This is a genomic window from Rhizobium chutanense, assembly GCF_002531935.1.
Lineage (GTDB): Bacteria > Pseudomonadota > Alphaproteobacteria > Rhizobiales > Rhizobiaceae > Rhizobium > Rhizobium chutanense.
Map to the genome: position 1 here is coordinate 290,381 of NZ_NWSV01000001.1, position 25,077 is coordinate 315,457.

Consider the following 25,077-nt stretch of genomic DNA (forward strand, 5'->3'; position numbering starts at 1 on the left):
CATGACGACCACCCCTGTCAAAACTGCCTTCGTGGCAAACCAGCCGGTCGGCCGTCCGGCCGTCAAAATCAGCGGGTTGCGCAAGTCTTTCGATGGGCGCCTGGTGCTCGACCGCGTCGATCTCGAGGTTCCCGCCGGCAAAATCATAAGTATCATTGGCCAGAGCGGTGGAGGAAAGACCACCCTCATGCGCTGTGTCAATCTGCTTGAACGTCCCGATGAGGGAACGATCACTGTCGGCGATGAGACGATCTTCGCCAACGGCCAAGTGACCTGCCGCAACCTCGCAAAGCTTCGGCAGCGTGTCGGCATGGTGTTTCAGCGTTTCAATCTGTTCCCGCATCTGACGGCTGTCGAGAATGTCGTTCTCGCTCAGATGCACGCAGCCGGGATCGGCGAGAGAGAAGCCGTGGAACGGGCCGTGAAACTTCTGACGAGAGTAGGCCTTGCCAAACGAGCGATGGCTTATCCGGAACAGATGTCGGGCGGCGAGCAGCAGCGTGTGGCGATCGCACGCGCTTTGGCGCTGGAACCAACGGTGTTGCTGTTCGACGAGCCGACGTCGGCGCTCGATCCTGAATCGACCGGCGAAGTTCTCCGTGTCATGCGGGAGCTCGCCGCCGATGGCATGACGATGATCCTGGTCACCCATGAGCTGCCCTTTGCGAAGGAAGTGTCGGACTGGGTCGTGTTCATCGACGGCGGTCTTATCATCGAGCAGGGAACCGCCGCAGATGTGCTTGACCGCCCAACGGAAGCACGCACGGCTGCTTATGTCGCGCGTTACGCTTCCCCAGGTTAGCTCTTGGTCTGATCAGGCATCCAAGCCTCGTTTCTCTAACGATAAATCCACATCTGATGAACAAGCTAACAACAGATATCGCCGTCATCGGCGGCGGCGTGATCGGCGTGGCAACCGCTCTGCGGCTGCGTGCCGACGGCCGCGATATCGTCCTAATCGAACCCAACAAACCCGGTTCGGGCGCATCTTACGGCAATGCCGGAACGATCGCCGATTATGCAATCATTCCCGTCGGCACGCCTGCTGTTCTGAAGAACCTGGCCTCGCTGCTGCTCAATGCCGACAGCCCGCTATCCATCCGCAAGGCGGCATTGCCCACGCTGTTTCCGTGGCTGATGCGTTTTGCCTACGAATCCCTCCCGCACAGATACAGAGACAATACGAGCCGCATCGCCGACCTTCTGTCCGACGCGTCATCGGAATGGCTCGAACTTGCAGCGGAAATCGGTGCGTCCGATCTTTTGAGCGCGAAAGGATGCCTCTACCTCTACCAGACGCCCGAGGCCTTCAAGGCAGCCGCTTCGGATGTCGAACTTCGCCGAAACTACGGGATCGCGCAGCAGCTTCTCACCCCCGACGAGGTGCACAGCCTGGAGCCTCGGCTGCCGCGGGTCCATGGCGGAGGGCTTTTCTTTCCGAAGGCGATAAACTTCACCGATCCCGGCCAGGTCATGAGCGTGATGGAGACCGCCGCCAGACAGGCGGGCGTCGAGTTCGTTCGAGACTCGGTGACGACTATTTCGCGTGAGCGCAATGGCGTGAGGATGACGGCTTCAGCCCACAGCATTGATGCCCGAGCGGCTGTCATCGCTGCCGGCGCCCATTCCCGAGCCCTGGCTCAGCAGCTCGGAGAACGGATCCCCCTGGATACGGAGCGGGGTTATCATCTCGAGTTCGATATGGAGACGCTGCCGGTGGAACGACCGGTATGCCCGACGCATCATGGATTTTACTTTTGCCCGATGCGCGGCCGCTTGCGCGTGGCGGGCACCGTGGAACTCGGAGGCATCACCGCCCCTTCGAACCCGAGACGCCTCGAAGTGCTGTTGGCAAACGCCCGCAAGGTTTTCCCGACGCTTGGCGAACCAAGCCGAAGCTGGATGGGCCTGCGCCCTTCCATGCCCGACTCCGTCCCCGTCATCCGGCCTTCAAGAGGAGGAAAAGATGTCGTTTTCGCTTTTGGACACGGGCATATCGGTTTGACGCTGGCACCGCGGACGGCGCGCATGGTCAGCTCCATTCTTGCCGCTTGATCGCGTCACGAACCGTGCCTGCGACAGCCGCAGGCTCTTTTATCCGCGATGATCAGAGATGCGGATTGCGCGGCCGGTATTTCTTAACGAGCTTCTGGTTGATCTCGGCCGCCCCTGGCATGTTGGCGCTGAGATAGACAGGCGCATCGCCCGATTTGGAAAGCGCCGAGGCGACTTCGGCAAAAATCGCATTGATGACCGTCACCCCGATCGCCGTCGAAACCGGCCCGACCCGAAGCCCCGTACCCTCGAGATCGATAACGGCGTCACCCGGCGGCAATCCGTTGTCGAGCACGACATCGGCCACCTCGGCGAGCCGCCGGCGGCCATTGGCGATCGCTGAGGAATAGGCGATCGAGGTGATGGCGATCACCTTTGCGCCGATCTCATGCGCATAGTCGGCGGCTTCGATCGGCGCGGCGTTCACGCCCGAATTGGAGGCGATGATGATGACGTCGCCCGGCTGCATGCCGTAACGCTCCAGCATTGGCCGCACCAGGCCCTGGGTACGCTCATAGACCGAACTGATGACCGCGCCCTCATGCAGCATGGCGGAGCCGACGAGCACCGGCACGGTGAAGGCGAGCCCGCCGGCGCGATAGTGCACCTCTTCCGCCAGCATGTGCGAATGGCCGGTGCCGAACACATAGACGCGCTTGTCGCCGCGGGCAGCAGCGAGGATGACATCGGCTGCCTCAGCCATTGGCCCGGCAAGCGCCTGCTTCAGCGTCTCCAGCCGGCCGATCAGATTGGCGAAGTAGGCATCCGTGATAGCAGTCATCCCACGTCTCCTTGATGTCAGGCCGCTTCGCCGCTGAGCCAGGTGGCGGAGACGGCAAGGGTATCAGTCAGATGCACGAGATCGGCACGCGCCCCCGGCGAGAGATGGCCGCGGTCGGCGAACCTGAGGAAGCGGGCGGGATAAAGCGTCGCCATGCGCAAGGCCTCGGCGAGCGTCAGATCGAGATAGGTGACGCCGTAGCGGATCGTCGAGATCATATCGACGTCGGAACCCGCCAGCGTCCCGTCGGATAGTACCAGCTTCGAGCAGAAGCCGCCCCTTTCGCGCCGAACGGTGCGCCCGTTCAGCGTGAACGAATCTTTCTCGGAGCCGACGAGCGACATGGCATCGGTGACGAAGAACAGCTTGCCTTCGCCGCGCTTGGCCCGCAGCGCCGTGCGCAGGGCTTTCGGATCGACGTGATGACCGTCGGCAATGATGCCGCACCAGACCGAGGGATGATCGATCGCCGCACCGACGAGGCCCGGCGCGCGGTGCCCCATCTGGCTCATGGCGTTGAAGAGATGCGTGACACCAGACGCCCCGGCATCGAAACGTTCCTCCGCCGCCTCGCTCGAACAATCAGAATGGCCGATGCTGACCGTGACGCCGGCTTCCGCCAGTTCGCGCACCTGGGCGACCGTCACCTGTTCGGCGGCAATGGTGACGAGCAGCGTGCCGATCGCCTCGCGCGCCCGGATGAAGGTCTTGACGTCACGATCCTCGACCGGCCGCATCAGTTCGGCCAGATGCGCGCCCTTGCGGGCAGGCGCCAGATGCGGGCCTTCGAGATGCAGGCCGGCGACGCCGCGATCCCCTTTCACCGCCGCCTTCGCCGCCTCGATGGCGGCAGCGGAGGCTTCCGATGTATCGGTAATCAGCGTCGGCAGCAGCGACGTCGTGCCATAGGGCCGATGGCCGCCGGCGATCATTTCCATCGACGCAACGGAAGGCTCGTCATTCAACATCCGCCCGCCGCCGCCATTGACCTGCGCATCGATGAAACCGGCCGACAGCACCCCGCCTTCAAGCGTCACCGTCTCGCCATCCGGCAGGCCGTTCCTCGCAACGATCGCTTCGACCCGGCCGTCGGCAAGGATGAGTGCTTTCTCATCATGGAAACGCTCGCCGTCGAAGATGCGGGCGCCGACGAAGATCTTGCGGGCCATCAGACCGTCTCCGTCACCTTGAGCAGGTTCGCCGGCCGATCGGGGTCGAAGCCCTTGCGGCGCGTCACCGATTCGATCAGCCGGTAATAGACAAGCAGCGAGACCAGCGGATCGACCAAACCATTGCCCGTCGTCGGCACGCGCAGATTGATGCCCGAGAGCGGCTGCGCCGAGAAGCCGACGGTGGTGGCGCCGAGCTTCTGCAGACGCTCCAGCGCCTGGCTATTATTGGCGAAGGCCGCGTCGTCGGGCGCAAAAGCGACAATCGGAAAGCCCGGCTGCACCAGACGCATCGGGCCGTGCATCAGTTCCGCCAGCGAAAAGGCCTCGGCATGCAGGCCGGAGGTTTCCTTGGCCTTCAGCGCCGCTTCCAGCGCAATCGCGAAGGCCGGGCCGCGGCCGGCCGTATAGAGCGACGTCGCATGGAAGAGAACGTCCTCGGCCGCCCCGGTGTCGATCCCGGCGGTTGCCGAAAGCGCCGCCGGCAGTTTTTCCAGCGCGGCCTGCAGGCCGGACGCGCCGCCGATCGCGGCCGTCACGCCGGCGAGGGCAGCGACCGAGGCAATGAAGGATTTTGTCGCCGCGACGCTCTTTTCCGCGCCGGCATTGAGACCGAGGACGATGTCCGCCTGTTTGGCCAGCGGACTGTCGGTGACGTTGACGACGGCGATCGTCGTCGCTCCGCCCTTCTTCGCTGCCTCCTGCAGCGCGACGATATCGGGACTCGCGCCCGACTGCGAAACGGTGAAATGGACGCCGCCCTTCAGATGAAGCGCCGCACCGTAGACCGACGCGATCGACGGGCCGACCGAAGCGACCGGAACGCCGCAGGTGATCTCGAAGAGATATTTGAAGAAGGTGGCGGCGTGATCGGAGGAACCACGCGCCGCCGTCGTCACCACGCTCGGGCGGGCAGACGAAAAAAGCCGGGCGACCTCGGCAAAGACCGGCTTTTCCTTTTCGAGAAGCGTGGCCACCACCTCCGATGACTGGCCGGCTTCCTGCAGCATCAGCGACTGGTTCTCACTCATAGGTCATCTCCAATTCTCAATTCGGCAACGAAATCATAGGCATCGCCGCGATAATGCGAGCGGGTATATTCGACGACGCGCTGGTCTTCCAGGCGCGAGACGCGTTCGATCAGCAGCGCCGGCGCGCCTGTTTTGACGTTCAGGATCGCCGCCGAAGACGGATCGAGCGTGACCGCGGTCAGCCGCTGCAGCGCGCGCACCGGCCTGTGGCCGCTGGCCGTCAGCGCATCATAGAGCGATCCTTCGCCGCCGGCGTCATCGCCCAGGAACTTGATCGGCACCACGGCGCGTTCGATTGCCAACGGCAGGCCGTCCGCAAGGCGCAAACGATCGAGCCGCAGCACCGGCTCGTCGCCGCCGAGACCGAGCAGGAAAGATTCCTCCGGTGAAGGCGTATTGACGGCCCGCGACAGGATCCGTGCAGCCGGCAGGCGCCCGCGCGAGCGCATGTCGGCGGAGAAGGAGGAAAGCCGCCAGAGCGACTGCTCCATGCGCTCCACCCTGCTCGATACGAAAGTACCGCTTCCATGGCGCGATTCCAGTGCACCCGACGCCATCAGATCGCGATAGGCGGTGCGCACGGTGACGCGACCGAGCTTCAGGGCCTCGGCAAGGTCGCGTTCTCCCGGCAGCGCCGTGCCGGGCTTCAGCAGGCCCTCTTGAATGAGCCCGGTCAGCGCCTGCGCCAGCCGCTTGTAGAGCGGGCCGGTCAACGCCTCGTCACGCAGGCCGCGGCTGCTCAGCTCCGCTATCAGACTGGTTCTATCCATCGGAATACAATAGAACCTATCTAGAACCAATCGGCAAGGCAGAATCGCACGCCGGCAAGAAAAACCTCCCCGAGGATCGGAGAGGTTGATAGCGATCTAAGGTGACGGGCGTGCGTCTGAAAAGAAGTTCAGCTCTTGGTGAAGATATAGTCCGTCTCCTGGCGCAGCACTTCGCCGGGGCGCAGCACCGCATTCGGGAAACCTTCGTGATTGATGGCATCCGGCCAGACCTGCGACTCCAGGCAGAAGCCGGCGAACGGGCCATATTTGCGTCCGCCGAGGCCGGGTACTGCGGTATTGAGCTTGAAGCCGGCATAGAACTGCACGCCCGGCTCGGTGCTGCGCACCTCCAGCGACACACCGGAATACAGGCTGCGGGCGAGCGCGACGCTGCGCTTGGCGGTGCGCTCGGGCGACAGGCAGAAATTATGGTCGTACAAAGCCTGTTCGCTGCCGACGAAACGCTTCATCGGCGCCATCTCGCGGAAATCGAACTCCGTGCCGGCGACGGAACGGATTTCGCCGGTCGGCACCTGCCTCTCGTCGGTCGGCAGATAATGGTCGGCCGCGATCATGATGTCGTGGCCCAGCGCATCATCGCGGCCGTCGAGATTGAAATAGGCGTGCTGGCAGACATTGGCGAGCGTCGGCTGGTCGCTGGTCGATTCGTAGGTAATCGACAATTCGCCATTGCCGTGCACCCGGAACGTTGCCTGAATGGTGCAATTGCCGGGATAACCGGCGCGGCCGTCGGGATCGACGATCTTCATCACCAGCCGGTCGACGTCATGCTCGACGATCGTCCAGTTGCGTTTAGCAATATTGTCGCTGCCGCCATGCAGATGCGTGACGCCGTTTTCGTTCGGCTCGAGCTGATAATCCTTGCCGTCGAGCGTGAATTTGCCGCCGCCGACACGGTTGGCGCAGCGGCCGGGTGTCGCGCCGAAATAGGCCGAATAGAGGGGGTAGCTGTCGAAATCCTCAAAGCCAAGCTGCAGCGGCGCCTCATGTCCCTCAAGGCGCAGATCCTGGATGACCGCACCCCAGGTGATGATCTTGGCCGTCAGCCCACCGCCCTTGATGACGACGCGATAGACGGTCTCACCTTCCTTCGTCTGCCCGAAAACTTCCCGCTCCAACTTATCCGACATGATCGACCGTCCGTTCTTTGCGCATCTGATTGGAGACGCGCGACGCTATAGGGTTCAGGACCGGAACCTGCCCGCATTTGCTCCAAACCGCAACCGGTCGGAGCAGAAAGAACGCGGGCTCAGAGATCCGTGCCGATCTCCTCCACGTCAAAGGGCGTCGTCTGGTAGATTTCGTTGATCCAGTTGCCGAACAGAAGATGCGCATGGCTGCGCCAGCGGTTCTGCGGCGCAAGCGCCGGATCGTTATGCGGGAAGTAGTTGTGCGGCATCTTGATCGGCACGCCGGCATCGACGTCCCGGAAATACTCATCGGAAAGGGAAGTGGAGTCATATTCCACATGATTGAACATGTAGAGCCGCCGACCCCGCTTCTCGTGCACCAGGCAGACGCCCATCTCGTTTGATTCCATCAGGATCTCCAGGCTTTCCGACTTCTCGATATCGGCGCGGCGCACCTCGGTCCAGCGCGATACCGGCACCTCGAAATTATCCGAAAAGCCGTTTAGATAGATGGAGGAAGGCTTCAGGTTCCGGTGGCGGTAGATGCCGAAGGCCTTTTCTTTCAGCTCGTATTTCGGAACGCCGTGGAAATGATAGATCGCCGCCATCGCGCCCCAGCAGACGTTCATGGTCGAATGGACGTTCGTTTCCGTCCAGTCGAGAATCTGCTGCATCTCCGCCCAATAGGTGACGTCCTCGTAGGGCAGGAGCTCGATCGGCGCCCCGGTGATGATGAAGCCGTCGAACTTGCGGTGCTGCACCTCCTCCCAGGTCTGGTAGAAGGAAAGCAGGTGATCTTCGGAGGTGTTCTTCGCCTTGTGGCCACCGATGCGGATCAGCGACAGCTCGACCTGCAGCGGCGAGGCGCCGACGAGACGGGCCATCTGCAATTCGGTCTTGATCTTGTTCGGCATGAGATTGAGCAGTCCGATCTGCAGCGGTCTGATATCCTGCCGGATCGCCAACGTCTCGGTCATCACCCGCACGCCCTCTTGAACGAGGGTTTCGAAGGCGGGCAGCGTATCGGGGATCTTGATGGGCATTGCGGTCACTCGATCAAAAACAAAAAAACCGGCGGCGACAAAAAATCGCTACCGGTCCGCACGCGGCCCTTTAGCGACTTTTTTAACGTGGCTGCAAGCCGGCCGGCCAAATCACCACGGAGCCCTTTAATTAGCCCCAGTCAGATCGCGAATCAATGGCGAATGCATGCGGGTGCGATCCAGGCAAGCATCATCACAGTTTAATGACTGATAGAATCTGTTGATAGACCGGTAACGCCACCATGTTAATAATGGGGTATGGGCGATTTGGAAAAGCGTAATGGCAGATAAAATCGAGGGGAGGCCAGGAATCCGGAGGCAGGATAGGGTAGGGTATGATCTCAGCCTGACATATCGCCTCGGGGTGATGTTCTCAGCGTTCTGGAATTCGCAAGTGCGTGGCAAGGTGCTGTTTCTGGCGACCGTGCTGATCCTTGTTATCCTGGCGACGTCCTATGGCCAGGTTATCCTCAATGAGTGGAATGCGCCCTTCTACGATTCGCTGGAGCGCCGCGACCTCGGCGAATTCTTCCACCAGCTCGAAATCTTTGCGATGATCGCCGGTTCGCTGCTGCTGCTCAATGTGCTGCAGGCCTGGCTGAACCAGATGACCGCGCTCTATATGCGCGAGGGCCTGTCGCGCGACCTTGTCGACCAGTGGCTGAAGCGCAAGCGGGCGCTGCGGCTTGCCTCCAGCGGCCTGATCGGCGTCAATCCGGACCAGCGCCTGCACGAGGATTCCCGCAATCTCGCCGAAAGCACGACCGGGCTGGTTCTCGGCCTGCTGCAGTCGACCATCCTTCTGGTGAGCTTTATCGGCGTGCTCTGGGAGCTTTCGAGCGGCTTCATCTTCCGCATCAGCGGCCACAGCTTCTCCATTCCCGGTTACATGGTCTGGGCGGCGATCTTCTATGCCGCGTCCGCCTCGGTGCTGAGTCAGGTCGTCGGCCGCAAGCTGGTCAAGCTCAATGCCGACCGTTTCTCGAAAGAGGCCGAGCTTCGCTTCACGCTGATGCATGCCAACGAAAACATGCCGGCAATCACCGTTGCCCGCGGCGAGGAGAATGAGCGCCGGCGGATCAACACCGACATCAGCTCGGTGCTGCGGGTCGTCAAACGGCTTGCCATGGCCAATACCAACCTCACCTGGGTTTCGGCCGGCTACGGCTGGCTGGTGATCGTCATCCCGATCATCGTCGCCGCACCCGCCTATTTCTCCGGCGGCCTCACCCTCGGCCAGCTGATGATGTCGGTCGGCGCCTTCAACCAGGTCAATACGGCGCTGCGCTGGTACGTCGCCAATTTCGGCCCGATCGCCGAATGGCGTGCCACGCTGATGCGCGTCACCGATTTCCGCCAGGCGCTGCTCGACATGGACGAGGACTACGACCTGAAGGGCAGCATCGCCTATGAAAACACCGCGCCCGACACACTGACGCTGAAGGATGTCGTGATCAATGCCAAGATCGGCGAAGAGATCGACGAATGCGGCGGCTTCCGCCTGCGCGAAACCGATGTGGTGATCAAGGCCGGCGAAAAAATCATGATCAACGGCGATCACAGCGTCAACCGCAAGCTGCTGTTCCAGGCGATGGCCGGCCTCTGGCCGTGCGGCAGCGGCACGATGGGCCTACCGCCGATCGACGACATGCTGTTCGTCCCGCAGGTTGCCTATGTTCCCGGCGGCACCCTGCGCGAGGCGCTGGCCTTCCCCGAAAGCCCTGATACTTACGAAAAAGCCGCCATCGAGACGGCCCTCGACAAGGCCGGCCTGCATTCACTGATCGCACGCCTCGATACCCGCGCCCGCTGGGACAAGCTGCTCGACAGCGACGAACAGAAGGCGATCGGCTTCGCCCGCCTGCTTCTGGTGCGCCCGCGCTGGATCGTCTTCGACGAAGTGCTGGAAGGCATGGAGCCGGAATGGCAGGAAACCATGGCCAAGCTGCTGACCTCCATGCCCGGAACCGGCATGATCTATATCGGCCGCTCCGAGGCCTATCTCGAGGCGCTGCAGCCGCGCGTCCTGCATCTGCAGGCGCTGCCGTCAAAATCCGAGGAACAACCGGCCGTCGTCCAAACCGGCGCCAGCGCCAGTGTCGGCGCTGCTGCCGTACCCGCGCCGGCGCTCTAAGCCTAGGTCACATCGGCGGCGTGATGCCGTTGAGACCGACTGCCACTTGGCTCGCCGAGATGCTGCCGTCTGCCGCCTTTTCCCCCGTGACGATGACGCCGGCTCCGGCCTTCAGATCGTCCTTGGTCGCGGGCGCCAAAGTCACGATCGGCGTGCCGTCGGCGATTGTGATGGTCTTTTCCTTGCCCTGATAGGTCAGCGTGATCGTGTGGCCGTCAACGGATTTAACGGCATTGCTGACGGTCGCATTGGTCATCTGGCTGTTCGGCTGCGCATCCCAGGGACGGTTGCCCTCGCCGGTCCCCTTCATCGACGCCGGGAAGATCAGCACCTCGATCGCGCCATCCGGACCGGTGCCTTTCGGCAGCGAGGCGACCCCGACGAAATCACCGGGCTTGATATCCTCGACCGAGGCTTTTTTGATGCCGCCGACTTTCCAGCCGGCTTTCAGGGTGATCGTCGCATCGCTGCCTTCGCGGGTCTTGACGACAAGTTGATCGCCGCTCAGGCTTTCGATGGCACCGCGAACACGAATGCGGTTGCTATCCTGCGCCTCTGCGGCCTGCGATAAGCCAAGCGCAACAAGGCCGCCGGCGGCAACTGCGGTGAGAATTCTGGAATGAGGCTTGCGAGACATCTGACTTTTCCTTGTCACCCTTGCGATCGGCAATATCCCCGGCTGCTGGCACCCTATGCCGCGCAGCGATACACTGGCCAATCAAGGAAAGGTGAGCCGACAAGTTCGGGAAGCTTCAGCCTTCCAGCTCTTCCCGCAACATTTCGAGTTCCAGCCACTCCTCTTCCATCTTCGTGAGGCTGGCGCGCAGCTTCTCCATCTCGCTCGCAAGCCGATTGAAGGCAGCGGCATCGCGCGTGAAAAGATTGGGATCGGCCATCACCTGTTCGCGCTTGGCGATCTCGGCTTCGGCTTTCGCCATTTCCTTCGGCAAATTGTCCAACGCGAATTTCTGCTTGAAGGAGAGCTTGCTCTTGCCGCTTCCCGCGGAGGGCGCCGCCTCCTGCGTTTTCGGTTTCTCAGCCGCCTTCTCGGCCCGCTTGCGCTCCTCGAGCGCGCCCTTGCGCTGCGCCAGCATGTCCGAGTAGCCGCCGGCATATTCGATCCAGCGTCCGTCCGGTGCATCCGGCACGGCGGGTGCGATCGTCGAGGTGACGGTGCGGTCGAGGAAATCGCGGTCGTGGCTGACGAGAATGACGGTGCCGGGAAAACCGGCGACGATTTCCTGCAGGAGGTCGAGCGTCTCGATATCGAGATCGTTTGTGGGTTCGTCGAGGATCAGCAGGTTCGCCGGGCGCGACAGGATGCGTGCCAGCATCAGCCGGGCGCGCTCGCCGCCGGAAAGGCTTTTGATCGGCGTGCGTGCCTGTTCCGGCTGGAACAGGAACTCCTTCATATAGCCGGTGACATGACGCTGCTCGCCGTTGACGAGCAGGTTTTCGCCGCGCCCGTCCGTCAGATAGTGGGCGAGCGTATCCTCGGGATCGAGATCCTCGCGTTTCTGGTCGAGGGTGGCAATCTCCAGATTGGTGCCGAGCTTTATCGTGCCGCTGTCGGGCGAAAGCTGCCCGGTCAGCATCTTCAGCAACGTCGTCTTCCCCGCACCGTTCGGCCCGACCAGACCGATGCAATCGCCGCGATGCACGCGGATCGAAAACGGCGTCACGATCGGCCGCTCACCGAAACTCTTGGTGATCTTCTCGGCCTCGATCACCAGCTTGCCGGATTCCTGCGCGTCCGAAGCCGTCGCCTGCACCGTGCCCTGCGGCCCCTTATGGCCGCGATATTGCGAGCGCATCGTCTGCAGCTCACCAAGGCGGCGCATGTTACGCTTGCGCCGCGCCGTCACACCGTAACGCAGCCAGTGCTCCTCGCGCTCGATCGCCTTGCCGAGCTTGTGCTGTTCCAGTTCCTCGGCCTCCAGCACCTGGTCGCGCCAGGCCTCGAAATGCGCAAAACCTCTGTCGAGCCGGCGCGAGGTGCCGCGGTCGAGCCAGACGGTTGCCGTCGAGACCTTTTCGAGGAAGCGCCTGTCGTGCGAAATCAGCACCAGGGCGCTGCGCGTCTTCTGCAGCTCGCCTTCCAGCCATTCGATGGTGGGCAGGTCGAGATGGTTGGTCGGCTCGTCGAGCAGCAGGATGTCCGGCTCCGGCGCCAGCACGCGGGCAAGGGCGGCGCGGCGCGATTCACCGCCGGAAAGATTTTGGGGATCCTCCTCGCCGGTCAGCCCGAGATGCGACAGTAGATAGGTGACGCGATAGGGGTCGTCGCCCGGGCCGAGCCCCGCCTCGGCATAGGCCTGGACGGTGTTGAAGCCGGCAAAATCCGGCGCCTGTTCGAGATAACGCACCGTCGAGGACGGATGGCGGAAGACCTCGCCGGACTGCGCCTCGACCAGCCCGGCGGCGATCTTCAAGAGCGTCGATTTTCCCGAGCCGTTGCGCCCGACGAGACAGATCTTGTCACCGGGTTCGATCTGCAGGCTGGCGCCCGCCAAAAGCGGTGCGCCGCCGAAGCTCAGAAAAATATCGTCGAGTTTCAGAATGGGGGGGGCCAAAAATCAGACTCCGGAAAGATCATAGGGCCTGGCGAGCACGATCGCCCGGCCGCTTTTGAGCGAAAAGCGAACCTTGCCTTCCGCGACATTGGAAATGGTGCGCGACGCGCCGAACGGCAGATGGAAATCCGCCAGCGGATAACGCGCATTCTCGATGGAAAGCCCGGTCAGCTCACTGAACCCGAGCACCGAAAACAGGCTGTCCTTGGGAAGATCCAGTTCGATCGTCCCGGCAAGCAGCGGCACGGCCTCTTCCTTGCCCGAACTCAGCCGCACGTCGAAGCCTTCTTCCGCCAGACTGACGGCCGAGAGCAGATGCTGAAGCGCGTGATCGGAGCGTTCGCCGCCGAGCGCGCCGGCCAGGATCAGCCGCCGCGCACCCCGCGCGATCGCTTCCGACACGGCGATTTCGCCGTCCGTCGCCGCCTTTGCTGTCGGATAGGGCTGTTTCGGCACATCGGGAAATGCACCCTCGAGATCATCAGGCGTCGAATCGAAATCGCCGACCCAGAGTTCCGGCACGACACCGAGTGCTGCCGCATGCCGCATGCCGCCATCGGCCGCGATGAAACGGCTGCCGCCGATGGCATGGCGCAGGCGCCCCGTCAGGCTGAGTTCGCCGCCGAGCAGAATGGTGAAGGTGGATTGGCTCATGGGCATTGCCCTTAGCGCAAACGGGGGGTCTAGGGGAAGGGCCGGCGAACGATGACCTCAGCCCGGCGTATCCTTATCGCGCGACAGGAAGACCGCCTCGTAACCGCCGATGAAACGCTCGAACAGCGCAGCGAAGCGGTCGATATCGTCCTCCGGCCAGTCGGAGACGATCTCGGAGATGATCGCAAGTTTCTGCGCGACAATCTCGGCAAGCAGACCCTGGCCGACCTCGGTCATAACGACGACAATCCGCCGCGCATCGGCCTGCGAAGCCTCGCGGCGCAGGACATTGCGCCCCACCATGTCGGCCACCACCCGGCTTGCCCGTGACGGATCGATGCGCAGCATCTCGGCGATCATGCCGACCGTGACCTCGCCGGCGGGCTGCGCCCGGCGGACGGCATCGAGCACATCGAGATGCGAAAGCTCGAGACCCGGTGCGGCACTCTGGATCGCCAGCCGGCCGATCAATCGTCGCCCGGTCATCAACCGCATGCGGCCCATGCTCCGGCCGATGCGGGGCACGCTGTCTTCATCCGGCTCCGCCGGCTGCACGGGAATGGTCTTGGTCAGCACGTCGCTCATCACGCAACCATAACAGAGCCGTTTCGAAATTTGAATATGCCGATGTCATGAATGTGTCATTGACAGATATATGCTGTTAGCACATAAAAGAGCGGCAAACCCGGAATGATGCTCCCATGGACATGCAACTCGCGCCTGCGCCGCTCGTGACGGATCCTCGTCGCCGGCTTATCCTCTTCCTCTTTCTGATGACGGCCATGTTCATGGCGACGCTGGACAATCAGATCGTTTCCACGGCGCTACCGACGATCGTCGGCGAATTCGGCCATCTCGAGCGCTTCGGCTGGATCGGCTCGGCCTATCTCCTGTCGCTGAGCGCTGTGATGCCGCTCTATGGCAAGCTCGGCGATCTATTCGGCCGCAAATATGTGATGATGACGGCGATCATGATCTTCACCGTCGGCTCGGCGGTCTGCGGCCTCGCGGTCTCGATGAACACGCTGATCGCCGCCCGCCTCCTGCAGGGTCTTGGCGGCGGCGGCATCATGGTGTCGATCTTCGCCGTCAACGCCGATCTGTTCGAGCCGCGCGAGCGGGCGCGCTACCAGAGCTATTCCAGCCTGGTGTTGATGGCATCAGGTGCCATCGGCCCGGTGCTCGGCGGCACGATGAGCGATCTTTTCGGCTGGCGCTCGATCTTCCTCGTCAACGTGCCGATCGGCTTCATCGTGCTCACCGGCCTCGCCTTCATGCTGCCCTATCGCAAGCCGCATCGCCGCCCCAGAATCGATTATGCCGGTGCGCTCCTGCTCGCGCTGACGACGACCAGTATCGTGCTTGCCACCGACAGCAGCGAATTGTTCGGCGCGCTGATTTCGCCGCAGAGTATCGGCATCGTCGCCTTCGGCGTCGTCTGCGCCGTCACCTGGGTATTTGTCGAGCGCCGAGCGCCGGAGCCGATCGTTCCTCTGGAGCTCTTTCGCAATTCCACCTTCAGCCTGCTGCTGGTGATGTCGATCATGGGCGGCGCCATTGCCATCGGCATGGTCAACTATCTCGCTCTCTTCCTGCAGACCACCACCGGCCTTTCGCCTTCCGCCGCCGGCCTTCTCTTCATCCTTCTCACGGGCGGCCTCGTCTGCGGGTCGCTTTCCGCTGGCCGCATCATCTCGAAGACGGGCCGTTACAAACCCTTCGCCATTGCGAGCCTGACATGCAGCGCCATCGCCTTCGCACTGATGTCGCAGATCCATGCGGGAACGCCGATCGCTTTCATCGGGGCGATCATGATGCTGCATGGCATCGGCATCGGTCTTGCCCAGCAGGTTCCCGTCATCGGCGTCCAGAACGCAGCACCCGCCCGCGACGTCGGCGCCGCCACCGGCTCGGTGACGCTGTCGCGCATGGGAGGCGCATCGATCGCCATATCAATCTACGGTGCCATCATCGCTTCTGAGCTCGGCAAGGTCGGCGTCTCCATTCCCGGTGTCGCCGATATCGAGCAGTTGACGCCGAAGATGATGGCTTCGCTTCCCGAAGCAAGCCGCCGGGCCGTCGCTGATATCTACGCCGCCGCCTTTTCGCCGCTGTTCATGACCGCCTGCGTCATTGCGCTGATCGGCCTTGCGGCCGCCATCATGCTGAAGCCGGTGCAACTGCCCCGCGCCGGCGAGGCGAAGCTGCCGCAGGCGACGGTGGCGGGAGCCGCGGAATAGTCGGATCGTACACGCGGAACACTCATCGTAAGGCGTTGCGACCGCGTTACAACAATCAATGGTTGCAATTTTCTCGCACAGCAGTCGCTGTCCGGCCGGTTCGTTCAATCGGCCCGTTCTTTTTCTGCGCCGCCAACGAATCTCCGTGTCGTGACAGAACTTTCGCCATAATTTCATCCGAGCGAAGGGAGGTCTCGCTGCCCGAGGCTTGCCAAAATGCAACGGCGCCACATTTAAACAGAGTTTCGCTATGCAACCGATGCGGAAATCAGCTACAGCAAAGACTTGTATCGGCCGATTGTGCAGCGCGAGATCAGGGGTGCGCACCTGTTGAATCCCCCTTGCCACGGCCGGTCCGAACCTGCGGTAAACCGGCAAAATAGCGACATGATGCGGAGAAACAGACTGGATAGCTTGACGACGTGGAAATCGCCCGCGCTTTCCAGTGATGCCATCTCCACGCCGCGGCGCTTCGCGCGCCGCCTGATGCTGCTGTCGGCCGTCGCCATGGCGCTGAATGGCTGCCAGACGCTGATCGAACAATCCTACCAGCCGAGCGTGTCGCCGTCTTCCAATCCGCAGATCGTCGACGAGGTGCAGAAAAACGACCCGCGCGCGGCGATGGGTGCCCGGGAGCATCCGCGCATCGTGGCAAGCTACGGCGGCGAATACAAGGACGCCAAGACCGAGCGCCTCGTCGCCCGCATCGCCGGCGCGCTGACGGCGGTGTCGGAAAATCCGAGCCAGTCCTACCGAATCACCATCCTGAATTCGCCTGCCATCAACGCCTTCGCGCTGCCGGGCGGTTATCTCTATGTCACTCGCGGCCTGCTGGCGCTCGCCAACGACGCCTCCGAGGTCGCAGCCGTGCTGTCGCACGAGATGGGCCATGTGACGGCCAATCACGGCATAGAACGGCAGAAGCGCGAAGAGGCCGAGGTTATCGCCAGCCGCGTCGTCGCCGAGGTGCTTTCCAGCGATATCGCCGGCAAGCAGGCGCTGGCCCGCGGCAAGCTGCGGCTCGCCGCCTTCTCCCGCCAGCAGGAACTGCAGGCCGACGTCATCGGCGTGCGCATGCTTGGCGAAGCCGGCTACGATCCGTATGCCGCCGCCCGTTTCCTCGATTCCATGGCGGCTTACAGCCGTTTCATGTCCGTCGATCCCGAAGCCGACCAGAGCCTCGACTTCCTGTCGAGCCACCCGAATTCGGCGCAGCGCATCGAACTTGCCCGCACCCATGCCCGCGCCTTCGGCCAGGAAGGTTCGGTCGGCGACAAGGGCCGCGATTATTATCTCGACGGCATAGACGGCCTGCTCTACGGCGACAGCCCGGAAGAAGGCTATGTGCGCGGTCAGACCTTCCTGCACGGCGGTCTCGGCATCCGCTTCGACGTGCCGCCGGATTTCCATATCGATAACAAGGTCGAAGCGGTAATGGCGACCGGCCCGAACGACATCGCCGTCCGCTTCGACGGCGTCGCCGACAATCAGAACCAGAGCCTTACCAACTATATTTCCAGCGGCTGGGTGACGGGTCTCGACCCGTCGACCATTCAGCCGATCACCATCAACGGCATGGAAGCCGCCACAGCGCGCGCCAGCGCCGACCGCTGGGATTTCGACGTCACCGTGATCCGCAACAATTCGCAGATCTTCCGTTTCCTGACCGCCGTACCGAAAGGCAGCGACGCGCTCGAGCCGACGGCCGAAGTCCTGCGCGCCAGTTTCCGGCGCATGACGCCGGCCGAAGCTGCCTCGCTGAAGCCTTTGCGCATCCGCGTCGTCACCGTCCGGCCGGGTGAAAATATCTCGACGCTCGCCGCCCGCATGATGGGCACCGACCGCAAGCTCGATCTCTTCAAACTCATCAACGCCCTGCCGACGGGTGCAGCCGTTTCACCTGGCGATCGCGTCAAAATCATCGCCGAATAAAAAAAGCCCGGCTCGCGCCGGGCAGTCTGTGCTGCTGGAGGGGAATGCTGGCGAATATGGTCAGGCGTAGGCCGCCATATGCGGATCGGCGCTGACGAGCGCGCTGCGGAGCTTCTCCATCGCCCGGCTTTCGATCTGCCGCACACGTTCCTTGGAAATGCCGAGATCGGCTCCGAGCTCTTCGAGCGTGGCGCCGTCTTCCGCCAGACGCCGGGCGCTGATGATCTTCATCTCGCGTTCGTTGAGATGTTTCAGCGCCGAGGCGAGCCAGATGCGGCGGCGCTCGCCGTCGATCATGTTGGAGACTTGCTCGTCCGGCAGCGGATCGTCGCTGACGAGGAAGTCCATCTTCTCCGCACTCTCGGCATCGCCGGAGACCGAAGGCGCCTGCAGCGAGGCATCGTTGCCGGAAAGCCTGGCATCCATGGTCTGTACATCGGCGAGGCTGACGCCGAGCGCCGCGGCGATTTCCTGGTGAATGGATTGCAGCGTCAGTTGCGTGTCGCCCTTGGCGAGCTTGGCGCGCAGACGGCGCAGATTGAAGAAGAGCGCCTTCTGCGCCGAGCTCGTGCCGCCGCGGACGATCGACCAGTTGCGCAGGATGTAATCCTGGATCGAAGCCCTGATCCACCAGCTGGCATAGGTGGAAAAGCGCACATCGCGGTCCGGCTCGAAGCGGGCGGCGGCCTCCAGCAGGCCGACATATCCCTCCTGCACGAGGTCGCTCATCGGCAGGCCGAAATTGCGGAACTTGCCGGCCATGGAGATGACGAGGCGCATATGCGCCATGGCGATCTGGTTGCGCGCGCCGCGGTCGTCGTGATCCTTCCAGCGGATGGCGAGATCGTGTTCTTCCTGGCGGGCGAGATACGGGGCGGCCATCGCGATTTTGATCATGCGCCGATCTGCAGACATGTTCTTCATTTCGATCTCCTGAAACAGGCCTCTCGCCCTAAATGAACAATAAAACTCACATGCCGGAACATCGCTGTCCGGATTGAAAGGGTTCCGAATGCATGAAAGGCCCCGCCCCTGGACTTTTCAGGAGGAGGCCCTATTTTTCATCATGTGCCGAAAAGACGGCTGGGCTGGACCTGTTTCTTCACCTTGCCGGATAGGCAATCTTGAAAAGGCATGATCCGCTCCTCATCGAACATTGACGGAATAGCAGTTCGCCCGGCGAGCCCATTACCCGGCGAGCAGTCCGCAATTACGTGTGTTAACGCGGCAGTCGGGAAAAAGTTCCAATAAAAAACCCGGCGCAAAGGCCGGGTTTTTTCGATGGGAAAAACAGGGTTGCCTTAAAGCAATTCCAGGAAAAGTGCGAAGCGGTTTTCCCAGGCAAAGCGCGAAGCGCTTTTGCCGGGAATTGCGTAAACAAAAGGATAGAGCGGTCCTACCCTTTCGTTTAAAGCTGAACCGCTCTACGCGGCTTCGTCCTGCGAATCGTCTTCTTCGATCGCCTTGCCGCGCTTCGGACCCTTGTTGAGATTGGTCTCGACGAGGCGGACGGCTTCGGTTTCCGACATCTTGTTGACGGCGGCGATTTCGCGCGCCATGCGGTCGAGTGCAGCTTCATAAAGCTGGCGCTCGGAATAGGACTGCTCGGGCTGGTTTTCGGCACGATAGAGATCGCGCACGACTTCAGCGATGGAAATCAGGTCGCCGGAATTGATCTTGGCATCATATTCCTGGGCGCGACGGGACCACATGGTGCGCTTGACGCGCGCCTTGCCCTGCACGACCTTCAGTGCACGCTCGACGAAATCCGTTTCCGAAAGCTTGCGCATACCGATGCTCATCGCCTTCGCGACCGGAACCTTCAGCCGCATCTTGTCCTTTTCGAAATCGATAACGAAAAGTTCGAGCTTCATGCCGGCAACTTCTTGCTCTTCGATAGCGGTGATGGTACCGACGCCGTGAGCGGGGTAGACGATCGATTCACCGGTCTTGAAGCCATGGCGTGCTGTGGAAGGCTTTTTCTGCTGAGTCGTCATTCTATTCAAAAACTCCCTGTTACGCTTCCGGCGGCGGCCGGAGCCGGGTCAGTCAGGCCCGGGTGAGACGGTAGTATCCGTCGGGTGACTTCACTCTGATCCCATCGGGCAAAAGCAAAGGACTTCTCGCGCACGATCTTGGGACCCGGCGCTCAAAGCGTTGATATGTCACGGAAACCGCGTGCGGATTTGTTTTGCTTTCGTGATGGTTTTGGGCATGCGTCATGCCACAAATGGAACAGTAGCCGAAAGCTATCATAAAAATATGAGGAAATCAATAATTTGCTTCGCTTGAGTCATGCGGGCAACACATGCCACCCATATGCCTCACGCAGCTTTTAAACCGTTTCGCCCTGCGGCCGCCCGAATTCGGCGACCGTCCGTGGCCGCCGACTCAATCGCCGGAACCGGGCTTTTCGGAGAAATATTTCTCGAACTTTCCGGTCTCGCCGTCCATTTCCTTGGCCTCGGGCAATGGGTCCTTCTTGACCGTGATGTTCGGCCAGATGGTAGCATATTCGGTATTGATCTTCAGCCATTTGTCGAGGCCCGGCTCGGTATCCGGCTTGATCGCCTCGGCGGGACATTCCGGCTCGCAGACGCCGCAATCGATGCATTCGTCAGGATGGATGACGAGAAAATTCTCACCCTCATAGAAGCAGTCGACAGGGCAGACTTCCACGCAATCGGTGTATTTGCACTTGATGCAATTGTCGGTCACGACATAGGTCATGAAGAACTCCAGGATTTCCATGCGGATGGGGCCGGGCAACCTGGAACGTCGCGCCTATCCCCGTGCCGGAGGAAAAGCGTGGGCAGGCTTGGGCGGCAAGCACGCTTCCGGCAGGTTGTCAGTGACGTATCGGCTTTGGCGCCGGATTTCAAGGATAAACGATCTGCAAAAGCCGCCCGTAAAGACAGAGTTTTCTAATCCTCGTCCGACATCAGCCTGTCGATTGCGCGCCGTTCCTTTTTAGTCGGACGGCCGGTGCCGCTCGCCCGGATCGCCTGCTCATAGGGCGTGAGACGTTTTGTCTCATCAGGCGGCGGCGACAGGTCCTCATAGAGCAGGCGGGCCTCCTCGTAGGGTCCCCGCCGCTCGCCGGCAAAACGCACGACCAGAACGACATCGCGCCGCTCCAGCGTCAGCTCGATACGGTCGCCCGGCTTGACCATCTGGCTCGGATGATTGCAGCGCTCGCCGTTGATGCGCACATGGCCCGACTGGACATGGCTCTGCGCCAACGAGCGCGACTTCAGCATGCGCGCGAAGAACAGCCATTTGTCGATGCGCTGGCGCGAACCGCTTGTCGGCTGTGTCTCCCCGTTCATGATTACTTCTTCATCTGCTCCTTGAGAGCTGCGAGCTTGGCGAAAGGTGAATCCGGATCGATCGGCTTTTCCTTGCGCGGCGGCTTGGCCTCGAAGCGCAGCGGCTGCGAAGCGCCGCGGTTGTTGTTGCGGTCGTTACGATCGTTGCGGTCACCGCGATCCTTGCGATCGCCGCGGTCCTGCCGGTCGCCGCGCGGCTGATCGCCCCGTGGCTGGTTGTTGCGCTCGCCTCTGGCCTGCTGCGGCCGGCCGCCGTCGCGATTACCGCCGTCCTTGCCGCGATTGTGACGATTATTGTCGCGGCCTTCGCCGCCGCGATTGCCCTCGCCGCCTTCACCGCCGCCAGACCGGCGATTGCGGTCACCGCGTTCCTGGTTCTGTCCGCGCTGCTCGCCCTGGCCGCCACGGCGTTCGCCATGCCCGCCGCGCGCCTGACGCTGATTGTCGTTGCGGCCGCCGAGACGCCACAGAAGAACCGGCTTCGGTTCCGCGGGCTCGCCGGCTTCGCCGGAAGCAGTGACGGCTTCGCCAGACGCCAACACCGTTTCCTCGGAAGCGGATGCAGCCTCCACGGGGGCTTCCACAGCGTCCGTCACAGCCGTGTCGACGACATCGGAAGCCGCCTCGGTCATGGCTGGCTCGCCAGCGGTCTCTTCGGTCGCCCCGTCGGCGTCGTCGTGATCGGCCTTTTCGGCTGTCTCGTCCGCAGGCGTTTCGGTGGCCGCAGCCGGCGTCGAAACCGCATCCTGCGTCGCAAGATGGGCCGATGCCTCTTCCGCCTTCACGGCATCGGCGCGATAGCCGAGACCCTTGAGGATTTCTTCCATGTCCTCGAGCGTCGCACCGAGGATCGACAGCATCGCCGTCGTCGTCGTGAAGCGGCGGCCGTCATAGGCGCCCTCCGGACGGTTGCTCTGACCGGGCTTCCACTGCAGCAGCGGACGGATGATATCGGCGAGCCGTTCGAGAATGTCGATGCGCACCGCACGCTTGCCGAGGAACCGGAAGCCGGCGAGCTTGTAGAACATCCGCTCATAGCTCGGATCGGTGACGACCGAGGTACGGCCGGCAGCCAGTACGGGAATGAGATCGCCGTAACCCGGCTTGTCCAGACCGTCGTTCTTCAGCGCCCAGAGCAGCGTGATGAGCTCGGCCGGCGCCGGCTTCAGCAGTGCCGGAACGAAAATATGGTAGGCGCCGAAACGCACGCCGTAGCGGCGCATCGAGGCTCGGGCCTCCTGGTCGAGCGACTTCACTTCTTCGGTGACGTCGCGGCGGAACAGCACGCCGAGATTCTCGACGAGCTGGAAGGCCAGCCCCTTGGCCAGACCCTGCAGATCTTCGGCGCGCGACAGATCGTCGAGCGGCTTCAGCACCGTGCTGATATGATGATTGACGAAACGCTCGATCCGGGCGGCGACATGATCGCGGGCATTGCCCGTCAACTGCTCGTCGGCGAGCAGAATCACGCGCGGACGCATGATGTGATCGCTGCCCGAAAGCCGCGCCACCGGGTCGCCGATCCAACGGATCAACCCGTCGGCGCCGATCGCCAGGTCGCTGTTGCCGGCGGCATGAATTCGCGCCGCACGGGCCTCGAATTCCAGCGCGAGCGCTTTCTGCGACGCAGCCTGAACCGCCTTGGCATCCGGTCCGTCCGTTCCCGCCACCGGCGTGAAACGGAATCCGCTCAATTGCCCTACATGATGTCCTTCAACGAAGACATCGCCATTCACACTGATTTCAGCTTCCAGCATCGCATTCTCTCTCAGGCGCTTCATGAGCACAGATGTCCTGCGATCAACAAAGCGTTTCGTCAACCTTTCATGTAACGCGTCGGACAATCGATCTTCGATTTCCCGCGTCTTTTCCTGCCAGTGTGTCGGATCGGCAAGCCAACCAGGCCGATTCGAAACATAGGTCCAGGTCCTTATCTGCGCGATTCGCGCCGAAAGCGTGTCAATTTCCCCATCTGTCCGATCGGAGCGATGAACCTGCTCCGCGAGAAACTGCTCGTTCACCGTGCCATAGCGGACGAGATCGGAAAAGAGGGTGGAGATAAGATCGGCATGTTGTGCCGGGGTGATACGCCGATAGTCGGGAAGCGCGCAAGCCTCCCAGAGTTTTTCGACGCGAGCAGGCCGGTCGGCGAGATCAACGACCTCGGGATAACGCGAAAGCTGTTCCAGCGCCTGCTGGTCGACCGCAGGCAGCGCTCGCGTCAGCCCCGGCACGCGCGGTCCCGCTTCGAGGCTGGCGCGCAGCGCCTGGATCGAGGAGAAGTCCATCTCGGTCGTGCGCCACTGCAAAACCTTGACGTTGTCGAATTCGTGCCCTTCGATGCGCTGCACCAGCTCCTCGTCGAAGGGCGAGACCTGCCCGGTGACGCCGAATGTACCGTCGCGCACGTGCCGTCCGGCGCGTCCGGCGATCTGGCCGAGTTCGCCCGGATTGAGATTGCGGAATTGGTAGCCGTCGAATTTCCGGTCCTGGGCGAAGGCGACGTGATCGACATCGAGGTTGAGGCCCATGCCGATCGCATCGGTCGCCACCAGATATTCGACGTCGCCGGCCTGGTAGAGTGCGACCTGCGCATTGCGGGTGCGCGGGCTGAGCGCACCGAGCACGACCGCAGCACCGCCGCGCTGCCGGCGGATGAGCTCGGCGATGGCATAGACCTCGTCGGCCGAGAAAGCGACGATCGCCGAGCGCTGCGGTAGCCGGGTGATCTTCTTCTGCCCGGCATAAAAAAGATGCGAAAGCCGCGGCCGCTCGACGATCGTGATGCCGGGCAGGAGCTGCTGCAGGATCGGCTGCATCGTCGCAGCACCCAGCAGCAGCGTTTCCTCGCGGCCGCGAAGATGCAGGATGCGATCGGTGAAGATGTGGCCGCGCTCGAGATCGCCGGCGAGTTGCACCTCGTCGATCGCGACGAAGGCGGCCTTGGTCTCGCGCGGCATCGCCTCGACGGTGCAGACCGAAAAACGTGCATTGGGCGGCGAAATCTTTTCCTCACCGGTGACCAGCGCCACATTCTGCACGCCGACCTTCTCCACCACCCGCGTATAGACCTCGCGCGCCAGCAGCCTGAGCGGCAGGCCGATCACGCCGGTCCCATGCGCGACCATGCGCTCGATGGCATAATGGGTCTTGCCGGTATTGGTCGGCCCGAGCACCGCGGTCACACCGCGTCCACTCAGAATCATCGGCTGCGAAGTCAGGTTCATCGGTCCATGCAAATGAGGCGGGCGCCCCCGGAAAATCTCGGCTTCTCGATGGAAGCCAGAGAACACATGGACAGCTGCCGCCGCAAACGCAAGGACAGATTTCAAAATGCTGCTGAGATTACGACCTTTGCGAGTCTTGCGGAACGTCCGAATATGCGATTCGGAACAGCCTGAGAACGAATCAGCGACGAATCGCTGACTCCCGGCGATTCAGCTTTTGTTCACGGCTAAGTATTGATTTTGAATCACTTTTTCCCACTAAATGCTGAATCATGAGACTCTCTCCCGTTCTCAATATTCGTCGCGTGACTGCGATTTCCGCCGGGTCTTGAACAGGCGAAAATCCGTCCGGAAATTAACCTCTCGACCAAAGGCGGAACGAATCGGAGACGAATCGCTGACTCCCCTGCTTTCACTTTTTGTTCCCGCCCACATCTGGTGGTGTCATCGATTCCGGACGCTAGATGCGGATCGGCGGCAGGTCCTTTCGCCCGGCCTCCTCGCAGCGGCGTTAATCTTTCGGAAGCCGGATTCAGGCGGCGTTAGGCCAAAGGCGGCGAGATTATAGTGCTGATCAAATACGGAACGAATCGCTGACGAATCGGAGACATCCCGACTTTCCCTCTTTGTTCACCGCAACATGTTGTATTTAAACACCTTTTTAACCATAGAGGCAATTTTCGGAGATCACCGAAATTAAACCGTGAATCGAACCTCGTCACATTTCAGCCATGTAACCGGGAACAAAAATCGCCAATGCGTGTTTCCAATCCATCCAAATTGCGGATGAAATGAAGGAAAAACACCATGCTTGGCACCATACTACTTGTTATCCTCATTCTGCTCTTGATCGGAGCCTTGCCGAATTGGGGTTATAGCCGTGGCTGGGGCTATGGACCTTCCGGCGGTTTGGGGCTAGTTCTCGTGATTATCATCATCCTTGTACTAATGGGCCGCATCTAAAGGCCAACTAACCTGGGGAGTTACG

The 25,077-nt window shown here is 61.9% G+C and carries 21 protein-coding genes and 1 riboswitch; of the genes, 6 read left to right on the forward strand and 15 right to left on the reverse strand.

The genetic code is table 11. The annotated features are described in order from the left end of the window. Position 1 precedes the first annotated feature (1 nt). A complete protein-coding gene (locus tag CO666_RS01455) occupies positions 2–802 on the forward strand; it encodes an amino acid ABC transporter ATP-binding protein (protein ID WP_097610381.1) in 801 nt (266 codons plus the stop codon). Between the two features lie 56 nt (positions 803–858). Further along, positions 859–2,055, forward strand: coding sequence for an NAD(P)/FAD-dependent oxidoreductase (locus CO666_RS01460; protein ID WP_097610382.1), 1,197 nt, complete (start codon positions 859–861; stop codon positions 2,053–2,055). 52 nt (positions 2,056–2,107) lie between these two features. On the opposite strand, the gene CO666_RS01465 is transcribed toward CO666_RS01460, so the two are convergent. The 6 genes from CO666_RS01465 to metA all read right to left on the reverse strand — a co-directional run bounded on the left by CO666_RS01465 (position 2,108) and on the right by metA (position 8,000). Then, entirely contained in the window at positions 2,108–2,836 is a 729-nt protein-coding gene (locus CO666_RS01465) for an SIS domain-containing protein (protein ID WP_097610383.1), read from the reverse strand. A gap of 17 nt (positions 2,837–2,853) precedes the next feature. Further along, on the reverse strand, positions 2,854–4,005 hold the full coding sequence (nagA, locus tag CO666_RS01470; RefSeq protein ID WP_097610384.1) for an N-acetylglucosamine-6-phosphate deacetylase: 1,152 nt from the start codon (positions 4,003–4,005) through the stop codon (positions 2,854–2,856). Further along, positions 4,005–5,036: an SIS domain-containing protein gene (locus CO666_RS01475; protein WP_097610385.1), complete on the reverse strand. Its 1,032-nt coding sequence runs from the start codon at positions 5,034–5,036 to the stop codon at positions 4,005–4,007. The genes nagA and CO666_RS01475 overlap by 1 nt, the downstream gene beginning before the upstream one ends. Then, positions 5,033–5,806, reverse strand: coding sequence for a GntR family transcriptional regulator (locus tag CO666_RS01480; protein WP_097610386.1), 774 nt, complete (start codon positions 5,804–5,806; stop codon positions 5,033–5,035). Before CO666_RS01480 ends, CO666_RS01475 begins: the two co-directional genes overlap by 4 nt. A 128-nt stretch (positions 5,807–5,934) precedes the next feature. Then, a complete protein-coding gene (locus CO666_RS01485; RefSeq protein WP_097610387.1) occupies positions 5,935–6,957 on the reverse strand; it encodes an aldose epimerase family protein in 1,023 nt (340 codons plus the stop codon). Between the two features lie 119 nt (positions 6,958–7,076). Further along, positions 7,077–8,000, reverse strand: coding sequence for a homoserine O-acetyltransferase MetA (gene metA / locus CO666_RS01490; RefSeq protein ID WP_097610388.1), 924 nt, complete (start codon positions 7,998–8,000; stop codon positions 7,077–7,079). Between the two features lie 50 nt (positions 8,001–8,050). Beyond that, positions 8,051–8,128, reverse strand: a riboswitch (SAM riboswitch). Between the two features lie 152 nt (positions 8,129–8,280). Between metA and CO666_RS01495 the strand changes: the two genes are divergently transcribed. After that, entirely contained in the window at positions 8,281–10,134 is a 1,854-nt protein-coding gene (locus tag CO666_RS01495; RefSeq protein ID WP_097610389.1) for an ABC transporter ATP-binding protein/permease, read from the forward strand. 7 nt (positions 10,135–10,141) lie between these two features. Here the strand turns inward: CO666_RS01495 and CO666_RS01500 are convergent, their stop codons facing one another. The 4 genes from CO666_RS01500 to CO666_RS01515 form a co-directional block, all read right to left on the reverse strand. After that, positions 10,142–10,771, reverse strand: coding sequence for a hypothetical protein (locus tag CO666_RS01500; RefSeq protein ID WP_097610390.1), 630 nt, complete (start codon positions 10,769–10,771; stop codon positions 10,142–10,144). A 115-nt stretch (positions 10,772–10,886) separates the two neighbouring features. Beyond that, entirely contained in the window at positions 10,887–12,707 is a 1,821-nt protein-coding gene (locus CO666_RS01505; RefSeq protein WP_097610391.1) for an ABC-F family ATP-binding cassette domain-containing protein, read from the reverse strand. 3 nt (positions 12,708–12,710) lie between these two features. Further along, entirely contained in the window at positions 12,711–13,367 is a 657-nt protein-coding gene (locus CO666_RS01510; RefSeq protein ID WP_179869595.1) for a thiamine diphosphokinase, read from the reverse strand. 51 nt (positions 13,368–13,418) lie between these two features. After that, positions 13,419–13,946 carry a MarR family winged helix-turn-helix transcriptional regulator gene (locus CO666_RS01515; RefSeq protein WP_097610393.1) on the reverse strand — a complete coding sequence of 176 codons (528 nt, stop codon included), beginning with the start codon at positions 13,944–13,946 and terminating at the stop codon, positions 13,419–13,421. A gap of 116 nt (positions 13,947–14,062) precedes the next feature. Between CO666_RS01515 and CO666_RS01520 the strand changes: the two genes are divergently transcribed. Both CO666_RS01520 and CO666_RS01525 read left to right on the forward strand, forming a co-directional pair. Further along, positions 14,063–15,601 carry an MDR family MFS transporter gene (locus CO666_RS01520; protein WP_097610394.1) on the forward strand — a complete coding sequence of 513 codons (1,539 nt, stop codon included), beginning with the start codon at positions 14,063–14,065 and terminating at the stop codon, positions 15,599–15,601. A gap of 387 nt (positions 15,602–15,988) precedes the next feature. Then, the gene (locus tag CO666_RS01525; RefSeq protein ID WP_097610395.1) at positions 15,989–17,533 is read left to right on the forward strand and encodes a M48 family metalloprotease; all 1,545 of its coding nucleotides are present in this window, start codon (positions 15,989–15,991) and stop codon (positions 17,531–17,533) included. 60 nt (positions 17,534–17,593) lie between these two features. Here the strand turns inward: CO666_RS01525 and CO666_RS01530 are convergent, their stop codons facing one another. The 5 genes from CO666_RS01530 to CO666_RS01550 all read right to left on the reverse strand — a co-directional run bounded on the left by CO666_RS01530 (position 17,594) and on the right by CO666_RS01550 (position 24,089). Beyond that, the gene (locus CO666_RS01530; protein ID WP_085738715.1) at positions 17,594–18,457 is read right to left on the reverse strand and encodes an RNA polymerase factor sigma-32; all 864 of its coding nucleotides are present in this window, start codon (positions 18,455–18,457) and stop codon (positions 17,594–17,596) included. A 500-nt stretch (positions 18,458–18,957) separates the two neighbouring features. Further along, a complete protein-coding gene (locus CO666_RS01535) occupies positions 18,958–19,530 on the reverse strand; it encodes a CarD family transcriptional regulator (protein ID WP_003543775.1) in 573 nt (190 codons plus the stop codon). A gap of 394 nt (positions 19,531–19,924) precedes the next feature. After that, positions 19,925–20,263, reverse strand: coding sequence for a ferredoxin FdxA (gene fdxA, locus CO666_RS01540; protein WP_003567552.1), 339 nt, complete (start codon positions 20,261–20,263; stop codon positions 19,925–19,927). 194 nt (positions 20,264–20,457) lie between these two features. Continuing rightward, positions 20,458–20,862, reverse strand: a complete 405-nt coding sequence (locus CO666_RS01545) for an RNA-binding S4 domain-containing protein (RefSeq protein ID WP_097610396.1) — start codon at positions 20,860–20,862, stop codon at positions 20,458–20,460. Between the two features lie 2 nt (positions 20,863–20,864). Further along, a complete protein-coding gene (locus tag CO666_RS01550) occupies positions 20,865–24,089 on the reverse strand; it encodes a helicase-related protein (protein WP_097610397.1) in 3,225 nt (1,074 codons plus the stop codon). A gap of 807 nt (positions 24,090–24,896) precedes the next feature. Between CO666_RS01550 and CO666_RS01555 the strand changes: the two genes are divergently transcribed. After that, on the forward strand, positions 24,897–25,052 hold the full coding sequence (locus tag CO666_RS01555; RefSeq protein ID WP_003543790.1) for a DUF3309 family protein: 156 nt from the start codon (positions 24,897–24,899) through the stop codon (positions 25,050–25,052). The last annotated feature ends 25 nt before the right edge of the window (positions 25,053–25,077 follow it).